The following is a 23716-nucleotide window of genomic DNA, read 5'->3' as shown; positions in this document are numbered from 1 at the left end:
CAGCACCGATATCTTTCAGACGCACCGCCGCCGGAACCTGTCTCTTCGGCCGCACAAGGAAAGTCACCATGATTGACGCTACCCGCCGGATGACGCCGGGGCGGGCCTGCCTCGCACTGGGATTGCTTACGCTGGGTCTGGCCTGGTTGACGTTGGCCCCACATCTCGACGTCACCACCGCCCTCTCCGCGCTGTTCACCCCCGTTCTCAGCGATATCGATCAGGTCGTGGTGCATTACAGCTGGTGGCCACGGCTGTGCGTCGCGCTGCTCTCCGGCGGTGGCCTCGCCCTGGCCGGGGTACTGATGCAGCAGGTGCTACGCAATCCTCTGGCCGCCCCGACGACGCTGGGCGTGGCCAGCGGGGCCAACCTGGCGCTGCTGGTCGCGACCCTGATGGCGCCGCAGTTGCTGGCGCTCGGCCGCGAGTGGGTCGCCATCGCCGGCGGAGGCCTGGCCATGGGGCTGGTGTTCCTGCTCGCCTGGCGACGCGCCCTGGCACCGATGGTCGTGGTGCTGGCGGGGCTGGTCATCAACCTCTATTTCGGCGCCCTGAGCATGGTGCTGCTGCTATTTCATCAGGAGGAGCTCAAGGGCCTGCTGATCTGGGGCGCCGGCTCGCTATCGCAGAACAACTGGAACGGCGCCATGTTCCTCTGGCCCCGCCTGCTGGCGGGGGCGCTGCTTGCGGCACTGCTGCTCAGACCCCTGGCGGTGCTCGAACTCGACGATACCAACGCGCGCAGCCTGGGCGTCTCGCTCAAGCACCTACGCCTGGCCAGCCTTGCCTTGGCGGTCTTCATCACCGCCTGCGTGGTCAGCGTAGCCGGCGTGATCGGTTTCATCGGTCTGGCGGCCCCCGCCATCGTGCGCTTGCTGGGCGCCCGCCGACTGGGCCAGCGCCTGGTCTGGGGAACCCTGCTCGGCGCCCTGCTGTTGGCCGCGACCGATCTGGCCCTGCAGCGTTTCTCCGGTGCCCTGCCGACCATGATTCCCACCGGTGCGACGACGGCGGCCTTCGGGGCGCCGCTCCTGCTGTGGCTGATTCCCCGGCTCCGGCTGGGCGGTGATCGTCCCCGAGGCGACACTGGCGGCATCGCCCGGCGCCATGCCTCGCCGGGTCGCCTGCTCCGTCTGCTGACCGCGGCCCTGCTGGGCTCGGCAGCTATCGCGCTGCTCTTCGGTCAGAGCGGCCATGGCTGGCAATGGCTGCCCGCTTCCGGCCATTGGACGACGCTCGAATGGCGCCTGCCACGCATGCTTGCCGCGGCAGGCGCCGGCGCCATGCTGGCCCTGGCGGGCACGTTGATTCAGCGCATCACTTCCAATCCCATGGCCAGCCCCGAGGTGCTCGGCATCAGTGGCGGCACGGCCATCGGCATGATCGTTGCGATTCTGCTGTTGCCGGCCGTCGGCCAGCTCACGCTCGTCGGGATCGGCACGCTATCGGCTTTGGCGACACTGGGCCTGCTGGTGATACTCAACCGCGCCAGCGGCTTTCTGCCCGAACGGCTGCTGCTCACCGGCGTCGCGATCACCGCCCTGTTCGATGCTGTCCGCAGCTTTGTGCTCGCCGGGGGAGACCCGCGAGGCCAGCAGATCATCGCCTGGATGTCCGGCTCGACCTACTATGTCGATGCCTTCACCGCAGGCGCTGTCGTCTGTCTGGCTGTCGTGCTGATCGTGGCGGCGCTGCCCTTTTCCCGCTGGCTGGACCTGCTGCCGCTGGGCGCCCCGACAGCCCAGGCCCTGGGCGTCGACGTCACCCGCTCGCGCCTGGCACTGCTGGGGCTGGTCGCCCTGCTGACCGCCTGCGCCACGCTGGTCGTGGGTCCGCTGAGCTTCGTCGGCCTGCTGGCACCGCACATGGCACGCCTGCTGGGCTTCTCCCGCGCCCGCCTGCATCTACTGGGTGCCGTGTTGCTCGGTGCGCTGCTCATGGTGCTCTCCGACTGGCTCGGCCGACAGTTGCTGTTTCCCCAGGAGGTGCCGGCCGGCCTGGTCGCATCACTGCTCGGCGGGGCCTACTTCCTATGGGGATTGAGACGCCTTTAGGCAGAATTCATGCAGCTCTCGGGCGATCCATTTTGATAATTGTTCTTATTTGAATTACGATTGCGGCTTGTACTGCCTTCCCGGTGGGGTTCTCGTCATGTTCGAAGTCAATGCCGCCAGCTTCGAGGTCAGCGGCAAGGCGCTGCTGCAGCCGATCAATGCCTCCTTTCTGGAGGGGCGCGTTTATGGATTGATCGGGCACAACGGGTCGGGCAAGTCGACTCTGCTCAAACTGCTCGCTCAGCAACAACCCGCTACCCATGGCGAGATCCGCCTCGACGGCCGTCCCCTCGAGGCCTGGGGCACGCGGGAATTCGCCCGCCAGGTCGCCTACCTTCCCCAGCATCTGCCCAGCGCGGAGAACCTGACGGGGCGCGAGCTGGTCGCCTTCGGCCGTTACCCCTGGCATGGCCTGCTGGGTCGGCTGTCACGCGAGGATCATGTCCAGATCGAGCGCGCCATCGCCCTGACACACACCGAGGCCTTTGCCGACCGCTTCGTGGATACCCTCTCCGGCGGTGAACGCCAGCGGGTATGGCTGGCCATGCTGCTGGCTCAGGGCAGCCGTTTCCTGCTGCTCGACGAACCGCTCGCGGCGCTGGACGTCGCCCATCAGGTCGAAGTGCTGGAACTGGTGCGCAAGCTGTGTCGGGAACTGGGGCTGGGTGTCATTATCGTGCTTCATGACGTCAACATGGCGGCGCGCTACTGCGATCATCTCGTGGCCCTGCACAGTGGCCGCCTGCTCGCCGAGGGCTCGCCGCTCGACATGATGCAGGATGTCACGCTGGAAGCCATTTACGGCATTCCCATGCGCGTCATGCCGCACCCCGGCGGAGACCACCCCATCGCCATCCTGCATTGACCGGGGACTTCGTGACGCGCGCTCATGTCCTGTCCGTGCCACTGCGCGCCATGCTGCGCAGCCTGGCCCTCACCTTGCTGATCGGCCTGCCTGTCATGCTGCCGTCTGCCCAGGCGAACAACGATGCTGCAGGCGCTGCCAGACCGATCGTGCCGGTAGTGTCCCTGGACTGGACACTGGCCGAGACGTTGCTCGCCCTCGGCGTCGCTCCCCAGGGCGTGGCGCAGACCGACGCCTACCGTGAGTGGGTCTCGGAGCCGACCATGCCGGAAGAGGTCGTGGATATCGGCCTGCGGGCCCAACCCAATCTGGAGCTGCTCGCGCAGCTGAAACCCGAGCGCATTCTCATTTCTCCCATGTTCGCGGCCTTGACGCCCCGGCTGTCGCGGATTGCGCCGGTCAGCAATATCGGTCTCTACCTGGCTGGCGGTGACGTCTGGTCGCAGGCACGGGAAGCCGCCCACGAACTCGCACGACTGGTCGGTCGGCCCGAGGCGGCCGAGACCCTGATCGCTGAGGTTGAGGCCGGAATCGATCAGGATGCCGCGCGGTTGCCGGCAGACACGCCTCCCCTGCTGATCGTCCAGTTCATCGATGCCCGCCATGTACGGGTCTTCGGTGAACACAGCCTCTATCAGGCCGTATTGCAACGGCTGGGGCTGACCAGTGCCTGGAAGGAGCCCACCAACGCCTGGGGGTTCTCCATGGTCGGTCTCGAGCAGCTGGCAAGTATCGAGTCAGCCCAGTTGGTGGTGATCGACCCTCTGCCGGTCGGCGTCGCGGATCAACTGGCTGAGAGCGGCTTGTGGCAATATCTGCCCAGCGTGCACAAACGCGACGTGATACGGCTGGATCCGGTATGGAGCTTCGGTGGTCTGCCATCGGCACGGCGTTTCGCCGATCAGCTCAGCAAAGCGCTTGTCGGTCGCCCCGCTTCCCCGTCCGACGATGCCTCACACCCGCCTATCCGATAATCCCAGCGTCACATATGGAGTATTCATCCCAACCGGCAATTATGAGTTGTTTAATATAGATTATTGCTAACTTTGAAATTGCGCCAAAACCTCTCGCCTTTCTTTCTGTTACCCCCAATTACATTCCTGCAATACTGCTGCGGACAGCTTCCGGACTCCATCAGGTTCTATAGGAAATTTCGCCGTGGGTTCGGCCATCTCATCCGCGACAGCCATGAGCGCTCGACACGTCCCGTTCCTGCGCTCACCTGCACGAGACACGACTAAGGATTGTTAGCTTCGTGGCAACCCTGCGTTGCACTATCGCCAAACATTAGGTTTCACAAATGAAATCCTTGGTCGATTACGCCATTACCAGCCAGTGGAATGGCGGCTACGTACTGGAAGTGTTCATCACCAATATCGATTCCCGAAACATCGAGAATTTCCGGGCCAGCTTCGAGCTGCCGGGCGAAATCACCGATGTCTGGAATGGGCAGGTCAGTGCGCATCACGCCAACACGTACACCATCATGGACGATGATGACAGCAACGATATCGCCCCGGGCGAGACCGTGCGCTTCAAGTTCAAGGTGCTGAGCGAAAGCGGAGCACTACCCACTGCCTTCACGGTAAACGACACACCCGCCGACCTGGCCTTCAGCGCTATCGGCGAGGGCCAGCAGAGCAGTAGCGGCACGACGGCGTCCCCTGCCGAGGCCTCACCTCCCGTTTCCAGCATCGACATCGTCACGACTACGGCACCTGTCGACGACATCGACGCCACAACGATCCGGGTCGGCCCCGAGATCAGCGCCGCCCAGCTCGAGACCCTGCTGGACTCAGTGCCGGCGGGCACCACCGTTCAGTTGGCGGCCGGTCATTACCGATTCGACGATTCGATCAACATTACCCGCTCGGATGTATCGCTGGTGGGGGCCGGGTCCGGCCAGACGATCATTACCTTCACCGACGATGCCTTCGAAAACGATGATTCGCACGGCTTCTACGTGGCCGGCGAACATACCGACCTGGCCGGTTATCTCGCGGGGGATGTCACCGAGGGTACCGACACGCTGACACTCGATGGAGCCGATCACGGCCTGAAGGCTGGCGACACGGTGCGCATCTGGCAGGACAACGATCAGGCCTACTTCGACGAGATCGGCGACACCTCCTGGCAAAAGCTCAATGCGCCGTTGCGTACCAGCATGGCCAAGGTGGTGGCGGTCGACGGCGAGACCGTCACGCTCGACCGCGGCGTGCACTTCGACTTCGATGGCGGTGACGCCAAGATCGAAAGAATGGACGCCTTGGAAAACGTGACGCTGCAGGGCTTCTCGATCGAGTACGAACTCGGCACACCCGACAATGCCGTTTTCAGCAACACGCTGTCCTCGCTGACCGATTACCAGGCCGTCAAGTTCAATGGCACGGTCGACAGCAGTATCGAGGACGTCCAGGTCGTCAACGGGCCCTCGACCGCCTTCGAGATCGCCCTGTCGCTGGATTTCAACGGCGATGCCATGCAGGCTCATGGCGCGTTCAACAAGGGCTCCGGCGGCAACGGCTATGCCTATGAACTGCGCGAAGTCTATGACGGCACGCTGACCGACCTGCAGGACAGCGGCATGCGTCACAGCGTACTCTTCGCCTCCTGGCGCTCCTCGGTGGGCAACGACATTCATGTCACTTCGACCGACCGCGACATCAATTTTCACGGCGGCCAGGATCACGACAACACCGTGCATGTCGAGCAGTCGATCCGCGACGCTGCAGCCGATGGCATGTCCACGACCCTCTGGTACAACAACGGCGGCGAAAGTTTCGGTGCCATCACCGAAGCCGGCGCCAACCGGGCGACGTTCGACTACGTCGTCGGCTCACGCCGTGATGATGTGGTCCAAGGCGCCGATGACGGCGTCTACCTCGACGGCGCGGGTGGCAACGATACCCTGCATGGCGGTCACGGTGACGACATCCTGCGCGGCGGGACAGGCAAGGACACGCTTCAGGGCGGAGCCGGCTTCGACACGGCGTTGATGGAAAAAGTCTTTGCCGATTATGCCGTCACGTATCTCGATGACGGCGGGCTCTATCTGAAGGGCAGCGGCGACAACGACACGCTGGTCGACATGGAGCGGGTCATCTTCGCGGATGGCAAGGTGCTCGACACTGCCACACGCAGCGTCTCCCAGGGCGAGGTACCGCAGCCTCCGACACCAGAGGAGATATTAAACGATGATACGGCTACCGGCGCTCCCGAACAGGACGTTGACGAAAGTGCGCCTGAACCCTCTCCGGTGAATGAGCCGATCACCTCGATCGTCCTGCAGCCCGCCATCGGCATCATCAGCCCTGAGCCTGCTCCTGCTCCTGCTCCCTCCCTTTCGGCATCGGCGGTCTTCGAGGTGCTGGGACGCTCCTCTCTGGGCTACTCCCTCGCTCTCGAAATCACCAACACCTCGGATCAGGTGCTCACGGAGCAGGCCATCAGCTTCAGCCTGCCACAGGCCGAGATCATCAAGTGGTACGGCTCCATGCTGCTGAGTCACACCGACGATGTCTACACCATCGTCGATGACAATCCCGTTGCCCTGAAGCCCGGCCAGACCATGCGGCTGGGGTTCAAGGCCCTGGGAGAGGAAACCTACCTGCCTGAGTCGCTGAGCCTGAATGGCAGCGAGATCGTGGTGGACACCGCCGCCCTGATCGCCGGCAGCACTGCCGACCTCAGCCTGCTCGATACATCGGTCGGCCAGGCGCCCCTCGTGGCGGACATGTTATCCGTTACCTCCTCGATCAAGAGCGAATGGTCCAGCGGCTACATGACGGAAGTCTTCGTCGAGAACACGTCTGGCGTGGCCATAGAGCGTCCGGTCATCGACATCGAACTGCCCGTCGAGATCGTCGAGCTGTGGAATGGCGACTGGCAAGCGGTCGATGGCGGCTATTCGATTGCCGGCATCAACGCCGGCGCGGCTCTGGAGCCGGGTGAGACCTGGCGCTTCTCCTACAAGGTTGACGCCAAGGAGCACCCGCTTCCGGTCGTCACGGCAATCGACGGCCAGGTCGAGAACATCGATGTGCCGTCCCCCCTGTTGACGGGAAGCGAAGCCGCGGACAGCCTGACGGGCAGCCAAGGCGACGACGTTCTCTACGGTGGGCTGGGCGGCGACACGCTGGCAGGTGGAAGCGGCCAGGATACGTTCATGTATCTCTCGACGTTCGAGTCCAGTCCGCTCGATCGGGATGTGATCCTCGACTTCGCTAGCCAGGAGGGCGACAGAATCGATCTCTCGGGTATCGACGCCAACCTCAATGTCGAAGGCAAGCAGTCCTTCACCTGGCTGGGCAGTGATGGGTTCACCGGCCAGGGCGGAGAAATCCGCGTAACGGGTGAAATGCTGCAGGCCGATGTCAACGGCGATGGTGTCGTGGACATGGCCATTGAGGTGACGGGCATAGTCCTGCAGCCAGAAGACATGATTCTGTAACTAGCGGCAGATAGCTCCTTGACGCCAGGCCCTACGGGCCTGGCGTTTTCGTTTTTACTTTTCACTAATACTTTTTATTCGTCAAACCGGAACTAAAACACTGGATCAATACGCTTATCCCCCGAAAAACAACCGCTCTATTTAACCCAGGCAAATTATATAAACCATACTGAAATAACGTTTATGAGTTGGTATACATAAACCAAAATTAATTCAAACAGCAAGTTATAAGTTACCCAAAGAAACATCAAAAGACGTTAATTACGTAACTTATGTTATTGCTGCCATGAGCAACGGCGACACGACCATAAAAAATAACTAATAAAAACATGTTTTTCATTCATGCGCACCTGCGAAGTCATTCGGAAAGTGAAGTCTTTTCAATTTTTCCCGCATGGAAATCATTTGCTTATGACACGCCCACCGTTAGCAGGGGACGTCTTCTTCCACCCAAGCGTGGGCAATAAAACGCTGTATTAGACCGAACTTGCCAAGAGCAGCGGCTAATCGACAACCAGATGAAAGCAAGGGGTCAATGGCATGGCTAATTCACCTGTAGGCATCTACCAAGCAGAAGATGCCGAGCTGGTTACCGGAACGCAATCCACTGCGACCAGACATATTCAAGTCAAAAGCGATCAGAACGGTTACGAGGGCGAAGGCTACGTTGACTACGGCGATGGTATCGACAGTGGCGAAACCATTACCTGGACCCTCGGATCGGACCAGGCAGGCGAATTCGACCTGGCTTTCCGTTATGCCCTGACGACGGGTAGCCGCCCCTTGCTGCTGACGGTCAACGGCGGCGATCCCATCACTCTCGACTTTAGCGCGACAGGCAGTGCCAGCACCTGGGGAACCTTGGTTCAGCGCGTCACCTTGAACGAGAGCGAGGAGAATGTCATTACGCTGACTTCGTTCGAGAACAGCGGTGCCAACATCGATCAGCTCGAGGTGCTGGCCGTTGCAGAGCCTGACGATGGCTCTGCGGATGAAGACAACAACCTGGCTCTCATTGCGCTCGACAGCACGATTACGGGTGAAGAAGCCCAAGCAGTTCCCTTCCAGGTAACGGGCCTGGACGACGATATCGAAACTGTCGAAATCAGCGTCAACGATGGCGCGCGTCGGGCAATCAGCCTCAATGCCGAGGGTCGGTTTGCCGTCGACCTTTCAGGCCTTGCCGACGGGGATGTCACGGCGACCCTTTTCGTCACGGATAACGCCGGGAACCAGGCAACTGCATCGACAGCCTTCACGCTCGATACGGGGCCAGACGACTCTGCCTATACGTCGCCCGTCGGCGTCTACCAGGCGGAAGATGCGGCACTCGCCACTGGACCGGAATCGACGACTTCCAACTACATTCGCGTGAACGATAGCCAGGCCGGCTACGAGGGAGAGGGCTACGCCGACTATGGCAATGGCGTCGACCGCGGCGAGAGCATTACCTGGACGATCGGGTCCGATCAGACCGGCGAATTCGATCTGGCATTCCGTTATGCGCTGACCACCGGTACCCGTCCGCTGCTGCTGAACATCAATGGCGGCGAAACCGTCACGCTCGATTTCTCGGCAACCGGTAGCGCAACCACCTGGGACACCCTGACCCAACGCGTCACGCTGGCCGGGGGACAGGAGAACATCATCACGCTGACTTCGTTCGAGAACAGCGGCGCCAATATCGATCAATTGGAAATACTGCCCATCACTTCAGCAGAAGACACTACGGCAGACAAGAACGGGGACCTTGGGCTCGACGTGCTCGATGCCACGATCGATACCACCGAAATCGCCGCAGTGCCGTTTCATATCACCGGTCTGGATGCCGATGTCAAGACCATCGCGGTGAGCTTCGACGATGGCGAAACACGCCTCGACGTGACACCGAACAATCAAGGTGATTTCACCCTGGACCTCACCGGATATGAGCAGGGCAAACATACCGCCACGCTGTATGTGACCGATGAGGCTGGCAATGAAGCCTCCACGACCACGAGCGTGACCATCGAGAGCGAAGAAGCCGATCCGGGAATCGAACCGGCCAACCGCTTCGAGGTGAAGATCAACTTCCAACCGGCGATTGATGCTGCAGCCTACAACCCCAACTTCGTCACCCCCGAGGGGTATATTGCCGATGAAGGCCTGGCCTTCGGACAGCAAACCGTCACCGTCGGTGGCAAGGTCTATCAATATGGCTGGGTCAGCGAAGATTCCATCGCCGATGGCACGGCCAACGGCACGACACCGCTATCGTTAAAGGATCAGGCCGATCTCGCCGTCAATGATCGTACCGACGATATCGAAGGCCTGGATCCGCTGCAGGGTACCTACGCCCATTTCGCCCTGCCGAGCTATGCGGAAAACGCCGGCTGGGAAATGGAGCTGGAGAACGGCTTCTATGAGGTGACCCTCTCGATCGGTGACACCTCCGGCGAGTATGACAGTCACAATGTCATCAATGCCGAAGGTGAACTGTTCAACGATCCCTTCACCCCCTTTCGTCCGGATGATTTTCCCGATGACAGCAACCCTGCCGACGATACCGAGGGTTTCCGTTCCGATCTCGTGACCCGCATTGTCGAGGTTACCGATGGCCGGCTGACCCTCGATTCGCTAGGTGCCGGTAGCAGCAACACTGAAATTCAATATCTCGAAATCAAGGGCTTGCCCGATCTGACGCCTGGCGATGAACGTAGTGCCCCTGAGGATTATGCCCATTTCACCAATCCGCGCGCCGTCTCGGGGGTCGGTACCAATGAGATCGCGATTGACCTGGATCCTGACAATGGTGCCATGCCGACGGGGGTAGGCCCCGACTCGGATATCTTCATTGGAGTCTCGGTCGTCGACGGACGTGGCGGCACATTGCTGGAAAGCCTGCAGGATGGATCCGTCCGCCTTTTCGAGACCGTGACGGGTAAGGAAGTGGCCTTCAACATCAATACCACCGGCGGCTTCGACTCCCTGACCATCTCACCGAAGGACGGTCTCAAGGAGTTCACCAGTTACACGATAAAGATCGAAGGTTTCCAGGACCGCGGCGATAACGACAATCCCGACGCACCGACCCGGGAATTTCAGACATTCACCACTACATTCGTGACCGGTGACGCTCCGGAAAGCGTTGCTCGCGAAGTGGCATTTACCAAGAATATCGAGCTGAACGGATCGGAGGATAACGCTTACGGCTTCACCTCCGTCGAGCTTTCGCCCGATGGGTCGAAACTCTATATCGCCACGATGGCGGGAGAGATCAAGCGATACGATGTGGATCCCGACACCGGCGGCCTCTCCGGCGAGCAGACCCTGACGCTCGATTATTTCCAGGACGAGGATGGGCCACGTGGCATCATCGGCCTGACATTCGATCCCAATGACGCCAGTACGCTATGGGTCACGGACAACTATCCCATCCCGCTGTCCGGACGCAGCGAAAGCGTGCCCGATTTCAGCGGCCGTATCACCAAGATCACGCTTGGTGACGGTCCCGAGTTCACTGCAACGGCTGACCCCTATATTACCGGCCTGCCCCGCTCCGTAGCCGATCACGTGTCCAATAGTCTCGAGTTTCGAGTCAATCCCGACTATGACGCCGTCACCAATCCGGATGTCCCGACGCATCTTCTCTATGTCATACAAGGATCGGATTCTGCCATGGGCGAGCCGGACAGCGCCTGGGGCAGCCGACCTGAACGCCTCCTCAATGCCGCTGTCCTGGAGATCGATCCTACACGCACCCCACCCGAAGGAGGCTTTGACGTCTCGACAGAGCCTCTACCGGACAATGGGCGGCGCTATGCCGATGACGATAACGATCTCAAGAACGATCCCATTCCCATGGGAGATGGGGAGTATCTGGTGTTTGCCGAGAATGGCACCGCTACGGTGCAGAACGATGAGGGCGCCATTCTCGAGCAGTTCTACGACCCTTACGCCGATGATGCGGTGCTCAAGATTTTCGCCACCGGCATACGCAATGGTTACGATCTCGTCTGGCACTCCAACGGCCAACTCTACGTGCCCACCAATGGCTCGGCCGCTGGCGGCAGTGTACCGGATGACCCCTCGACGTCAGTGGATGAAAGCCAAGTTAACGTCTCCAAGCAGGACGATTACCTCTTTACAGTGGAAGAAGGCGGATATTACGGCCACCCGAATCCGCTGCATGATCAATACATCATGAATGGCGGCAACCCGACCAGCGCAGAGGATGTCAATCAGGTCGATGACTATCCCGTCGGTCAGGAGCCGGATCCCAACTACCGTATAGAAGATGCCTACTCGCTCGGAGAGAACCGTTCGCCCAACGGAGCGACGGAATATACCAGCGATGTTTTCGGCTCGAGCCTGCAACACAACCTGCTCTTTACCGAGTATTCAGGCGGGGACGACATACGTTCGATCACGCTGGATGAAGACGGCAATATCATCGGCGACGATGTGCTGCGCGACATCAATGGCAATGTCATTCGCTATGTGGACTCGCTGGACATCATAGAGAATCCCGCTACCGGTCAGCTCTATCTGCTGACGCTCAATCGCAACAACGGGCAAAGCCAGCTGGTTCGTCTCGACCCGGCACCCGGTGGGGTTGTCACTGACCCGACGGGAGGAGACGAAGACGACCGCGTCTCGATTCTGACGATTCAGGCGGAAGACAACACGCCCGACGATGGCACCTCGGTGGCCATTGCCGATGCCGAAATCCAGATCCGCAACGAGAACAACCCGGAAAGCAGCGGTCTGCGGCCCGGTGCCTATGGTCTCGACGGCAATACCAACAACAGTGACGGCGTCATGGGCGGGTACGCCGATTTCGGCTCGACCAACGACGACTTCATCACCTTCACTTTCGAGCTTACCGAAGCCCAAGCCGGCGAGTCCGTCCTCCAGGTCCGCTACGCCAATGGCGGGACAACAAGCCGCCCGCTCGAAGCGGTGATCAATCAGGAAAGCGCAGGCACGTTCGCCTTCAACCCACCGGCCGGAATCACGGGAGACGCCGCCTGGAGCACTTGGCAACTGCTCGACATTCGTGCCGATCTGGTCGCTGGCGTCAATACGGTGACGTTCCAGGCGACATCAGGCACCGGCCCCAACATCGACCAGCTCGAGGTCTTCGCCGTCGAGGCGCCGGACGACTCGGCGGATGCCGACAACAACCTGGCGCTGGCCGCACTCGACACCGTTCTCGAGGGTGACGAGGCCGAGACCGCCACGTTCCAGGTCAGCGGGCTGGACGATGACATCGAAACGCTGGAAGTCAGCTTCAACGGCGGCGAACGCATCACCGTCGTGCCGGATGACAGCGGTCAGTTCAGCCTGGATGTCTCCGCCCTGCCCGATGGCGAGGTTACCGCCACGCTGTTCGTGACGGATGCGGCAGGCAACGAAGCCACCGCGGCGACGGACTTCACGCTCGATACCACGCCCGGCGAGCCTGTCTTCACCACGCCGGTCGGCACCTACCAGGCGGAAGATGCCGAGCTGGGCACCGGCCCCGAGTCGACGAGCGACAACTACATTCAGGAGGTGGCCGACCAGGCCGGTTATCTGGGCGATGGGTTCGTCGACTACGGAGACGGAATCGGCAGCGGCGAAACCCTCACCTGGACCATAGGCTCCGACCAGACCGGCGAGTTCGATCTGGCGCTGCGCTATTCATTGGCGTCGGGGACCCGTCCGCTAGCGCTGACCGTCAACGGTGGCGCACCCATCACGCTCGACTTCACTGCCACCGGCAGCTTCAGTACCTGGCAGAACCTGACCCAGCGCGTCACCCTGATCGAGGGACAGGAGAACGTCATTACGCTGACCTCGACCGGCAGCAGCGGCCCCAACATCGATCAGCTCGAGATCCTCGCCGTCGAGGCGTCCGACGACTCGGCGGATGCCGACAACAACCTGGCGCTGGCCGCACTCGACACCGTTCTCGAGGGTGACGAGGCCGAGACCGCCACGTTCCAGGTCAGCGGGCTGGACGATGACATCGAAACGCTGGAAGTCAGCTTCAACGGCGGCGAACGCATCACCGTCGTGCCGGATGACAGCGGTCAGTTCAGCCTGGATGTCTCCGCCCTGCCCGATGGCGAGGTTACCGCCACGCTGTTCGTGACGGATGCGGCAGGCAACGAAGCCACCGCGGCGACGGACTTCACGCTCGATACCACGCCCGGCGAGCCTGTCTTCACCACGCCGGTCGGCACCTACCAGGCGGAAGATGCCGAGCTGGGCACCGGCCCCGAGTCGACGAGCGACAACTACATTCAGGAGGTGGCCGACCAGGCCGGTTATCTGGGCGATGGGTTCGTCGACTACGGAGACGGAATCGGCAGCGGCGAAACCCTCACCTGGACCATAGGCTCTGACCAGACCGGCGAGTTCGATCTGGCGCTGCGCTATTCATTGGCGTCGGGGACCCGTCCGCTGGCGCTGACCGTCAACGGTGGCGCACCCATCACGCTCGACTTCACTGCCACCGGCAGCTTCAGTACCTGGCAGACCCTGACCCAGCGCGTCACGCTGATCGAGGGACAGGAGAACGTCATTACGCTGACCTCGACCGGCAGCAGCGGCCCCAACATCGACCAGCTCGAGGTCCTCGCCGTCGAGGCGTCCGACGACTCGGCGGATGCCGACAACAACCTGGCGCTGGCCGCACTCGACACCGTTCTCGAGGGTGACGAGGCCGAGACCGCCACGTTCCAGGTCAGCGGGCTGGACGATGACATCGAAACGCTGGAAGTCAGCTTCAACGATGGCGAGCGCATCATCGTCGTGCCGGATGACAGCGGCCAGTTCAGCGTGGATGTCTCCGCCCTGCCCGACGGCGAAGTCACCGCCACGCTGTTCGTGACGGATGCAGCAGGCAACGAAGCCACCGCGGCGGCGGACTTCTTGCTCGATACCACGCCCGACGAGCCGGAAGATCCGACACCCGGCTACACGGAGTACGAAGCCGAGAGTGCCGAACTCGATGGCGGTCCCGCGGTCGTGGCAGACCCGCTCACGTCAGGGGGGAGCTATGTGGATTTTGCCGGCAGCGGAGATCAGACCGTTACCTGGACAATCGATGTTGCCGAGGCAGGCATGTACGAAGTCGGTTTCCGCTATGCACTTGACTCGACAAAGGACGACCGCCCGCTCGGGTTGAGCGTAAACGGAAACACTGCCAGTGCCCTCAACTTTATCGGCCAGACCAATGCCAACTGGGATGACTGGTATTATCGGACGACCGCAGTGAGTCTCGATGCGGGTTCCAATACCATTACCGTTACGGCACCCAATGCCAATGGTCCCAATATCGATTCATTGCAGGTGGCCACGTCACCGATACCGACCGATCCGGGCGCGAACATCGCTCTTCAAAGCGACGATGCCGGGTACTATGCCGACCGGATTCACTTCAATTACCTGGAAAACAATAGCGCCTCGAGTCCGAATCGCGACTTCAAGGAGAGCGGCAGCGTTGTGGTCAGCAATACCGGCACCGCCGAGCTGTCGATACTTAAAGCCGATCTCTCAGGGCCTTTCGAACTGGCCGATCCCACCATCTTCGAAGATCTGACACTGGCAGCCGGCGAATCGATTACCGTCGATATTCTCTTCGATCGGGACGCCTATACGCCTCCCGCTACGGATGCGGGCGACGGGGTTTTCAAGGGGACTTTGCAACTAACGACCAACGACGCCGACACTCCCATTGCCGAGATGCACCTGGCCGGCTTCTGGCAGGCGCGCGACGAAGGCGGCTGGGAACCCAACGTCAACGAAGTCTGGGAAGTTTTCGGCTTCGGCAATGTCATCGAGGGACTGCCCACCGTTCAGGCCGGGGAGAACTCCGTCCTCAATGATCACGACCTCTATCGCCCGGTCAACGACGATGAAGTGCTATCGCGATACTGGAAGATTGCCGAGGGGTTCAATTCGGCCAAGATCACCCAGCTTGCCGCTTTTCACGGCAGCGGCGCCGCCTACCTGGGTATCCATAACCCCGATAACAAGGGGCAGGTGGTCCAGTTGACCAATCATGCCGGCGATAACAACCAGTCGCTGCTGCCGATCGAGAACGATGGACAGTTCGCAACGGCGACCTTTTACCACAACACGATTCCCGACAGCTGGAAAGGCAATGACCTCTTCAGCATCATCGTCCAAGGATTGTCCACCGACCCGTCGCTCAACCCGACGGGAAGCGGTGATGTGCCGGAAGATGCCGAAGGCATCGAGCGTGGCTATACCGTGAGGATGTTCCAGGCGCTGGACGCCAACGGCAATGCGATACCTAATACCTATCTCGGCATCATGGATTACACCGGTATCAATTACGACTACAACGATAACATGTTCGTTATCGAAGGCATCGAGCCGGCTTCTCTCTTCGAACCCGTCGCCGCCGGCGACCTCTCGATCGAGAACCTTGACGGCATCCCCTCGGATGATCGTCTCGTCATGAGCCGTATCGAGAATCCGGCCAATGACAGCCAGGAGGTCCATGACGAAGCGACGTTCAGCATCAATAACAACGGCTCCGCCGATTTCGCGGTCACCCGTCTGGAAATTGCCGATCCTTCGCTGTTCGAAATCGTCGGCGACACACAAAACCTGATGGTGCCCGCCGGCGGTTCATTGAACGTGACGGTACGCTTCATTGCCGAGGATACCAATGACGGCTCGCTCTACGAGTCGACATTGCTGGTTCATGCCAATGGCAGTGAGACGCCTCAGGCGGTGGTTCAACTCGCGGGAATCGCTCAGGGCCAATCGGAGCATGGCCAGGAGCCAACGGTTCAGGAAATAGTCGATGCCTTTGGCTTCAGCACCGACGTGGCTCAGGAGCAGATGAACCAGGGCGGCCTGGTGGAAGCCAATGGCGACGAGATTATCGCTCCCTACTTCCAGCGTGCGGACAGCAGCTCGCCCATCAAGATTACGCAACTGGCGGCCTACCACACCCAGGGGGACATCGCTCGTCTGTTCGTTCACGACGTCGGTAGCCGTGATCTCAACGAGATTCTCGCTCATGATGAGCTCGACGGTCAGACGTTGCTCCCCCGCACGCTCAACGACGGCGACTCACTGGCCACCACGACACTCGATCGCGATGCGCCGTTCGGTTTCTTCGCCGGGATCAGCGGCCGTCAGGGATATATCTCCTGGTCCGATCCCGACGCCAACCTTTACGAAGATAGCGTCGACGCTATCGGCAATCCTGGAACCAACCTCAACTGGAACGCGGACGACGGCCACCTGATTCGGGTTTATATCGCCAAGGACAGCGCCGGTAACGTCATTCCCGACACCTACATCGTCATTCAGGACTACGCGGGAGTGAATTATGACTACAACGACAACATCTTCCTGGTCGAGAACGTCCAGACCTATGACCCCTCCGGAACGGAAGATGCCGATGGCAACGGCCGAGTCGATCTCTACGACGACAATGATGGCGACGGTATCCCGAACTTTCAGGATACGGAGGAAGGGACTACCGAGCAGCATCCTCACAATGACACCCAGCAGCCTTGGTTCGTCGATCAGGATGGCCTGACGCTGGATGCTGCGCGCTATGACGAAGGGGGCCAGGGGATCGCCTACAACGACAGTAGCGAGAGCCAACTGGGAAGCAATTTCCGCGGGGAAGGCGTCGACATCCTGGGCGATGGCGACGCCGTCGGCTGGGTGACGGATGGCGAATGGCTGGAGTACACCCTCGATGTAGCGCAGGCCGGTACGTATAACCTGTCGTTCCTGACGGCGCTGGGCAACCAGAGCGGGGGGCGCTCCATCACCGCCGACTTCACTCAGGCCGGTGAAACTTACGCTTCCCTCTCTCCCGTCGCCATTGACTATAGCGGCAGTTGGGACACCTATACTGACAGCGACGCCATCCAGGTCGAGCTCAACGCCGGAGAGCAGGTGCTGCGCCTGACCTTTAACGGCGGCTCGCAGAACCTGGCCTCCTTTGAACTGGATCAGGCTGGTGCCTCGGGGCAACTCCCCTTCAATGCCGACCATGCGCCATGGCAGGTGGGAGAGAGCCTCTCTCTCGATGCCGTGCTGTTCGACGAGGGGGGACAGGATGTCGCCTACAGCGATGCCGAGGCGGCTCAACTGGGTAGCGATTACCGCCAGGAGGGTGTCGATATCCTGGATGACGGTACCGCGATCGGCTGGATCCGGGACGGAGAGTGGGTCGAATACACCCTCGATGTCGAGGAAGCCGGTACCTACGATCTGTCGTTCATGGTCGCGACGCCCAACGCGGGTCGCTCGATTGCGGCCTCGGTGGAGCAGGACGGGAGCTTTTATGAGAACTCCGGGCCCGTTGCGGTGCCCAGTTCGGGCGACTGGAACGACTTCGTCACCACCCAGGCGCTGGAGCTCGACCTGCAGGCCGGCGAGCAGACCCTGCGTCTGTCCTTCAACGGTGGCTCCATGAATCTTCAGGCGTTCACCCTGGACCGTGAAGCGGCTTTCTCGGCAATGTCGGCCACTGATGACTCAGAAACGCTCGAAGCCATGAGCGGCCAGGAGACGGATACGTTACCTGAAACGTCGAATGTCGTGGAACTGTCTGCGCCTCTGCTGGGCATCGCCAACGCGGAGGATTCCAGCCTGCTGACGGCCTGATCGCTGGGCATCTTCGCCCTTGACCATAGCCCTTGATCGTAGCCTCAACGAAAGGTCCCGCCAGATGGCGGGACCTTGCGCTACGACCGTCTGAGAATATCTACGCTGACTGATACGGCATCGCAAAAAGCCTCAATCGCTCATTCATCTCGCCGTCCAGCTCACCGTGAAGCTTACCAATGATACTTGAGGCTGCCGACGACGCTACGTGACTCGCCGTAGTAGCACCAGTAGTTGCAGTTGCTGATGTACTCCTTGTCGGTGAGGTTCTTGACGTTGAGCTGGGCCGTCCATTGGTCGTTGATGGCGTACTGGGCCATGGCATCGTATACGGTGTACGAGGAAACCTCGGCATCACTATAGAGAGGAGAATCGACGCTCTCGCCGACATAGCGCACGCCACCGCCGATATCGAGCCCGTTGAGGGCGCCACCTTCGAAGCCGTAGTCGAGCCACAGCGACGCCTGATGGCGCGGAATGCCTCCTGCGCGAACCTCATCCAACACTGGGCTCTCGATAGTAGTGTCTGTATAAGTATAAGCGGCCTTCACCTGGAGTTGGTCGGTCAGGTAACCCACACCCTCGAGTTCGAAGCCCTGGGAATGCCGCTCGCCGCCCTGCCGGTTGCTGGATTCGCCACTGACATAAAGCGTGTTGGTTTCCTTGAGATCGAAGGCCGCCGCGGTCACGTAGCCATCGAGCCAGTCGGGCGCGTACTTGACCCCAGCTTCCCACTGCTCACCCTCGCTGGGGACATAGGCATTGCCATCGGGATCGTAGCCGATCTGCGGATTGAACGACTCGCTGTAGCTCAGGTAAGGCGAGATACCGTAATCGCCGAGGTACATGACGCCGCCGGAAAAGGACATCTGGTCGTCGTCATAGCTACTATCGTCACCTGTCCCACTACGATTGGTCACATCGACCGAATCATGGCGCATCCCGGCCAGCAGGACCCAGCGATCGTACAGGCGCAGCTGATCCTGGACGTACAGCCCCAACTGCTCCTTGCCCTGCTCATAGTGATGTTCCGGACCACTGGCATCGACCGGGGTGTAATTGCCGTATTCAGGATCGAAGATATCGAACGGTTCACCAAAATTGAAATCATCGCCATTCTGATAGCTGAGATCGAAATCCTGATAGTCCACACCCAGCAGCAGGGTATTCTCGGTATTGGCGGTGAACCACTTGCCGACCAGACGGTTGTCGACGGTGAGCGCATCGTACTCGCCGTCGCGGTAGGTCAAACCGCGGACGGCATGGCGCTCGTCGGCCATATAGGAGGCATAGACGCCACGCAGCAGCAATTCCAGCTCGCTGTAGCGCAGGTTCTGCTGGAAGGTCCAGGTATCGTCGAAGTCATGCTCGAACTCGTAGCCCAGCGATACCTGCTTGTGCTCGCGCCGATCGTAGTCGGGCTCGCCGAGATTGGTCTGCGGGTCGACCTTGCCGAACGGCGTATCGTTGAGCGAGCCGTAAGGCAGGAAGAAGCCGTTGGTGGATACCCCGTGATCCTTCATGTAGCTGGCCAGGAAAGTGATACGGGTATCTTCCGTCAGGTCGACCGATAGGCTGGGGGCGAAGTAGACGCGCTCGTTGTCGGTACCGTCGATCTCGTTGTCGCCTTCGCGAAACAGCCCCACCACGCGATAACGCACATCGTCGGTGCCCGCCAGGGGCCCGGAGGTATCGATACCCACCTGGTGATGATCGTCGCTGCCAGCCTCGAGCTCGAAGAGTCCGCGCGCCTCCTCGGTGGGCCGCTTGCTGATGCTGTTGATCACCCCGCCGGGAGGCGCCTCGCCGTAAAGAATCGACGCCGGCCCCTTGAGCAGTTCAACCCGCTCCTGGCCGAAAGGCTCGGTCAGCCACCAGAAGTATCCCCCCTCGCGGAACATCCGCAGGCCATCCTGGTAGATGGCATCGCCGGCATCGAAGCCGCGCAGCACGAACCAGTCGGCCTTGTTGTCATCCCCATAGGGTGCCGAGATCACCCCGGAGCGATAGCGAAACGTTTCGTCGAAATCGTTGACGGCACGCTCTTCCAGTTCCTCGCTGGCCACGACGGAGGTCGCGCGTGGCGTTTCTACCGCCGGCGTCTCGATCTTGAGCGCCGTCCCCATGATCACCATGGTATTCAGCGGCTCATCCTGGGCATTGTCCTGAGCCAGAGCGGCTAATGGTGCGGCCAGCAGCAGCATACCGGGGAGGCTCCGCGCCAGCCGACGGCGGGTCTGGGACGACAGAACGTTGAAAGGCCCGGCGGGGGGCAGGGAACGGGGCATGACGATTCCTCGGTTATGCAGCAGTACAAGACATGCAAAAAGTTCGACGCGTCAAACGGGACGGTTTGTTCAGCGAGACGAAACACATTCCATATGATAAAGATTTTTATTTGTACTCACAATCGCCAGAATGGCGACGATCAACCTCTCGACGCAGTCTGTACTCAGGCCGAATCGGCTCCGGGATGTCCGATGCGGGCGACGGCATCACGGCTGACCTGATGGCGCATTTCCCCCGTCAGTTCGGTGAGTTGCCCGCTGCGCATCTCCAGCAGCCGGTCGGCGTGCTCGAAATAGTGGTCGTCATGGCTGATGGCGAACACCGTCTTGCCCATCTCGCGAAAGCGCGGCAGCAATTCACGATAGAAGATGCGCCGAAACACGGGATCCTGATCGGCTGCCCACTCATCGAGTACCAGCACGTCACGCTTCTCGGCCAACGCCAGCAATAGCGCCAGGCGCTTTTGCTGCCCCTGGGAGAGGCGGGTGTTGGTCACACGCTCATCTTCGAAGTGAAGCTTCTCGCGCATCTCGAGCCGGTCCAGCCAGGCACCGAGAAATTCGGCATCCACCGGCTCCCCCTGAGGCCCTATCACGCGATCGAAAAGATGAAAGTCGGTGAACACCGCCGCAAAGCGCTGCCGGAAGCTCTCCCACTGCTCCGGCGTGACCGGCTGGCCATCGATGAGCACTTCACCGCTGCATGGACGGTACAGGCCGGTCAGCAGGCGGGCCAGGGTCGACTTGCCGCTGCCGTTGCCGCCGATCAGAAACACCTGCTCGCCCCTTTCGAGACGCAGGTTCAGCGGCCCCACTTCGAATCCATTCCGGCCGTCTTTGGCGGCATAGCGATAGCTGACGTCACGAAGCTCGATGACCTGCCAGTCGGCCGCCGCCTCTCCGCGATGGAACTCCGACCGGTACTCGGCCAGTTCCAGCGATCCAAGCTTGTCGAAGGCGACCTGGGCATTGATCAGGGTCGGCAGAGCGCCAACTGCCTGTATAAGCGGCGTACGCAGAAACAGGATCGTCAGCGCGAAGGTTGCCGCCACCGCGGTATTCGCCCAGCCCAGCGTGTTGGCGAGAAAGAAGACCACGCCAATCGCGCCCAGCATCATGATGTTGGTCCAGTTATTGGCGCTGAGGTGATAGGTGTCCGCGCGGATGATGTGGTAGCGGTAATCCCGGGAGTCGTTCGTATAGACCTGCTCGAACAGGTGCTGAGCTCGATAGCGGTTGAGCGTCAGTTCCTTGCGTCCGTCGATGACCGATTCGAAATCCTGATAGAGCCGATCCTCGGCCTCGCGTACCTGGCTGAAGTGCAGATAGACCTTCGAGACCAGCCACCAGCTTACCGCCACGGTGACACCGATACAGACCATCGTGACCAGCAGCATCGAGGGTGACAGCCAAGCCAGATAGACGATGGAAGCCAGCGTCAACACGATACCCTGCACCAGTTCGGGCAGGCGGACGAAGGCGATGGTGATATTGCGGACATCGCTGGAGAGGCTGGCGAGCAGCTGGGCGCTACCCAGTTGCTCGATCCGCTCGATATCGGTATCGAGGATGCGCTTGATCAAACGGCCACGTAACCGATAGACGAAGAAATGGCCCAGCACCGTCAGGGCCAGTTGCGAGCCCAGCGTGACGAGCAGCAGCAGCACGATCAGCCCGATGAACTGCGGCAGCACGACCGCCGGGTTGCCGGCCGATTCGATCAACTGCTGATTGATGAAGGCGATGACGCCAATACCGAGGATGGCACTGGCCAGACTCAGTGCCATGACGGCGATGAATGGCCAGCGATAATCGCGAAAGACGACGCGGAGAAGCTCCATGGAGAGTCCTGTCAGGGATGGAAAGGCTCTCCGATTCTTGCGAAAAACCGCCCATGGTCAAGGGCGGTTTTTCTTACAACGGGTTAGCGCGAGGATTAAAGGCCCCGTTTTCCTAACGAAATGCGTCAATCCGGCAGCTGCAACTGATCCCTCTGGGGCTGTCGAATATCGCCCAGCGCGCCGAGAAATGCTTGGCACCACTGATGGATATCGTTCTTGCGCAGCACATCCATCATGCGTTGCCAGCGCTCCTTGCGCTCCTCCAAGGGCATGATCAGCGCCTGTTCCAGCATGTCGGCGACGCCTTCGGTATCGTAGGGATTACATACCAGTGCGCCCTCCTTCAACTCCCAGGAGGCACCCGCCAGATGGGAAAGCACCAGCACACCGGGATCCTCCGGGTCCTGGGCGGCCACGAACTCCTTGGCGACCAGATTCATGCCATCGCGCAGCGGCGTGAGAAAGCCGACCCGGCTCAGACGCAGGAAGCCCAGAACCGACTCGCGGCTGTAACCGCGGTTGAGATAGCGCAGCGGCGTCCAGTCGTAATCCGCGAAACGTCCATTGACATGGCCGGCGACACGTTCGAGCTCGATACGCAGATCCGCATATTCCTGAACGTCGGTGCGTGAGGGTGGCGATATCTGTATGAACACCACATGGCCGTGCTGATGTTCGGCCTTCTCCAGCAGCCGTTCGAAAGCCTGGAAGCGCTTGTAGACGCCCTTGCTGTAGTCGAGGCGATCGACCCCCATGACCAGCGTGCGGTCCCGCAGGGAGTTCGCCAGCCGCTTGCCGGTGTTGGTTTCCACGCCCCGCTTGGCCATTTCCTGAGCGGAATCCACATCGATCGAGATGGGAAAGGCCTCGGCTCTGAAGCGCCGACCGTCGGCCTCTATCGTTCCGTCTTCATGGAAGACGGCATCGAGGCCATGCTGCATGCAGTCACGGAAATTGCGCAGATCGCATTCGGTCTGGAAGCCGATGACGTCGTAGGCGCTGAAATAGCGCAGCAGGTTTTCGTAGTCGGGCAGAATGCGCAGCACGTCCCACGGCGGAAACGGGGTGTGCAGGAAGTGACCGATGGGAGCCTCGACTCCTGCCTGACGCAGAAAATATCCCAGCGGTATCAGTTGATAATCGTGTACCCAGATACGCGAATGCGGTTCGACCAGCGTCGCCACATGACGCGCATAGCGCTGGCTGACGCGCAGGTAGCCTTCCAGATTCTCGCGGCTGTACTCCACCTTGTCGGTGCGGTAGTGAAACAACGGCCAGAGCACTTCGTTGGAGAAACCGACATAGAAGGTCTGGTGATCCTGCTCCGTCAGCGGAAATGTCGCAAAACGTACCGAATCGAAGGTGTAGTGATTGAGCTGCGCGTCGCGGTCCTGGTCGATTTCCCCACTCCAGCCGACCCATAACCCTTCATTCTTCTGGAGCGCATTCATCACGCCGACTGCAAGGCCTCCCTGGCTTCCTCCCGAGCTCTTGGGAGACGGCACTCGGTTGGAGACCACAATCAGCGCATTATCCTGTTCCGTGGACATGAGAAAAGACTTCCTCTGATAAATGATTGATGG

8 protein-coding genes are annotated in these 23716 nt (G+C 60.6%); 5 read left to right on the top strand and 3 right to left on the bottom strand.

The window, feature by feature from the left end:
• Positions 1-68 precede the first annotated feature (68 nt).
• The 5 genes from fhuB (at position 69) to ACYQ12_RS05195 (ending at position 18004) form a co-directional block, all read left to right on the top strand.
• Positions 69-2054, top strand: coding sequence for a Fe(3+)-hydroxamate ABC transporter permease FhuB (gene fhuB / locus ACYQ12_RS05215; RefSeq protein WP_459868705.1), 1986 nt, complete (start codon positions 69-71; stop codon positions 2052-2054).
• Between the two features lie 97 nt (positions 2055-2151).
• Entirely contained in the window at positions 2152-2919 is a 768-nt protein-coding gene (locus ACYQ12_RS05210) for an ATP-binding cassette domain-containing protein (RefSeq protein ID WP_459868702.1), read from the top strand.
• Positions 2920-2930: 11 nt separating this feature from the next.
• Positions 2931-3893, top strand: coding sequence for an ABC transporter substrate-binding protein (locus ACYQ12_RS05205; protein ID WP_459868699.1), 963 nt, complete (start codon positions 2931-2933; stop codon positions 3891-3893).
• 326 nt (positions 3894-4219) lie between these two features.
• Complete coding sequence (locus tag ACYQ12_RS05200) at positions 4220-7369, top strand: cellulose binding domain-containing protein (RefSeq protein ID WP_459868696.1); 3150 nt, start codon at positions 4220-4222, stop codon at positions 7367-7369.
• Positions 7370-7909: 540 nt separating this feature from the next.
• Complete coding sequence (locus ACYQ12_RS05195; RefSeq protein ID WP_459868693.1) at positions 7910-18004, top strand: carbohydrate-binding protein; 10095 nt, start codon at positions 7910-7912, stop codon at positions 18002-18004.
• 173 nt (positions 18005-18177) lie between these two features.
• Here the strand turns inward: ACYQ12_RS05195 and ACYQ12_RS05190 are convergent, their stop codons facing one another.
• The 3 genes from ACYQ12_RS05190 to ACYQ12_RS05180 form a co-directional block, all read right to left on the bottom strand.
• Positions 18178-20292: a TonB-dependent siderophore receptor gene (locus ACYQ12_RS05190; protein ID WP_459868690.1), complete on the bottom strand. Its 2115-nt coding sequence runs from the start codon at positions 20290-20292 to the stop codon at positions 18178-18180.
• Positions 20293-20456: 164 nt separating this feature from the next.
• The gene (locus tag ACYQ12_RS05185) at positions 20457-22133 is read right to left on the bottom strand and encodes a multidrug ABC transporter permease/ATP-binding protein (protein WP_459868687.1); all 1677 of its coding nucleotides are present in this window, start codon (positions 22131-22133) and stop codon (positions 20457-20459) included.
• 125 nt (positions 22134-22258) lie between these two features.
• Positions 22259-23683, bottom strand: coding sequence for an alpha,alpha-trehalose-phosphate synthase (UDP-forming) (locus tag ACYQ12_RS05180; protein WP_459868684.1), 1425 nt, complete (start codon positions 23681-23683; stop codon positions 22259-22261).
• Between the last annotated feature and the right edge of the window lie 33 nt (positions 23684-23716).

It is taken from the genome of Halomonas shantousis (assembly GCF_054654615.1).
Note: the sequence above shows the minus strand (reverse complement) of the source record. Positions and strands in the feature narration are given on the sequence as shown.

What these genes read in the sequence shown, in the direction of transcription:
- fhuB (WP_459868705.1), top strand. Translation starts at nt 69, where the DNA reads ATGATTGACGCTACCCGCCGGATGACGCCGGGGCGGGCCTGCCTCGCA.
- ACYQ12_RS05180 (WP_459868684.1), bottom strand. Translation starts at nt 23,683, where the DNA reads ATGTCCACGGAACAGGATAATGCGCTGATTGTGGTCTCCAACCGAGTG.
- ACYQ12_RS05200 (WP_459868696.1), top strand. Translation starts at nt 4,220, where the DNA reads ATGAAATCCTTGGTCGATTACGCCATTACCAGCCAGTGGAATGGCGGC.
- ACYQ12_RS05190 (WP_459868690.1), bottom strand. Translation starts at nt 20,292, where the DNA reads ATGCCCCGTTCCCTGCCCCCCGCCGGGCCTTTCAACGTTCTGTCGTCC.
- ACYQ12_RS05210 (WP_459868702.1), top strand. Translation starts at nt 2,152, where the DNA reads ATGTTCGAAGTCAATGCCGCCAGCTTCGAGGTCAGCGGCAAGGCGCTG.
- ACYQ12_RS05195 (WP_459868693.1), top strand. Translation starts at nt 7,910, where the DNA reads ATGGCTAATTCACCTGTAGGCATCTACCAAGCAGAAGATGCCGAGCTG.
- ACYQ12_RS05185 (WP_459868687.1), bottom strand. Translation starts at nt 22,133, where the DNA reads ATGGAGCTTCTCCGCGTCGTCTTTCGCGATTATCGCTGGCCATTCATC.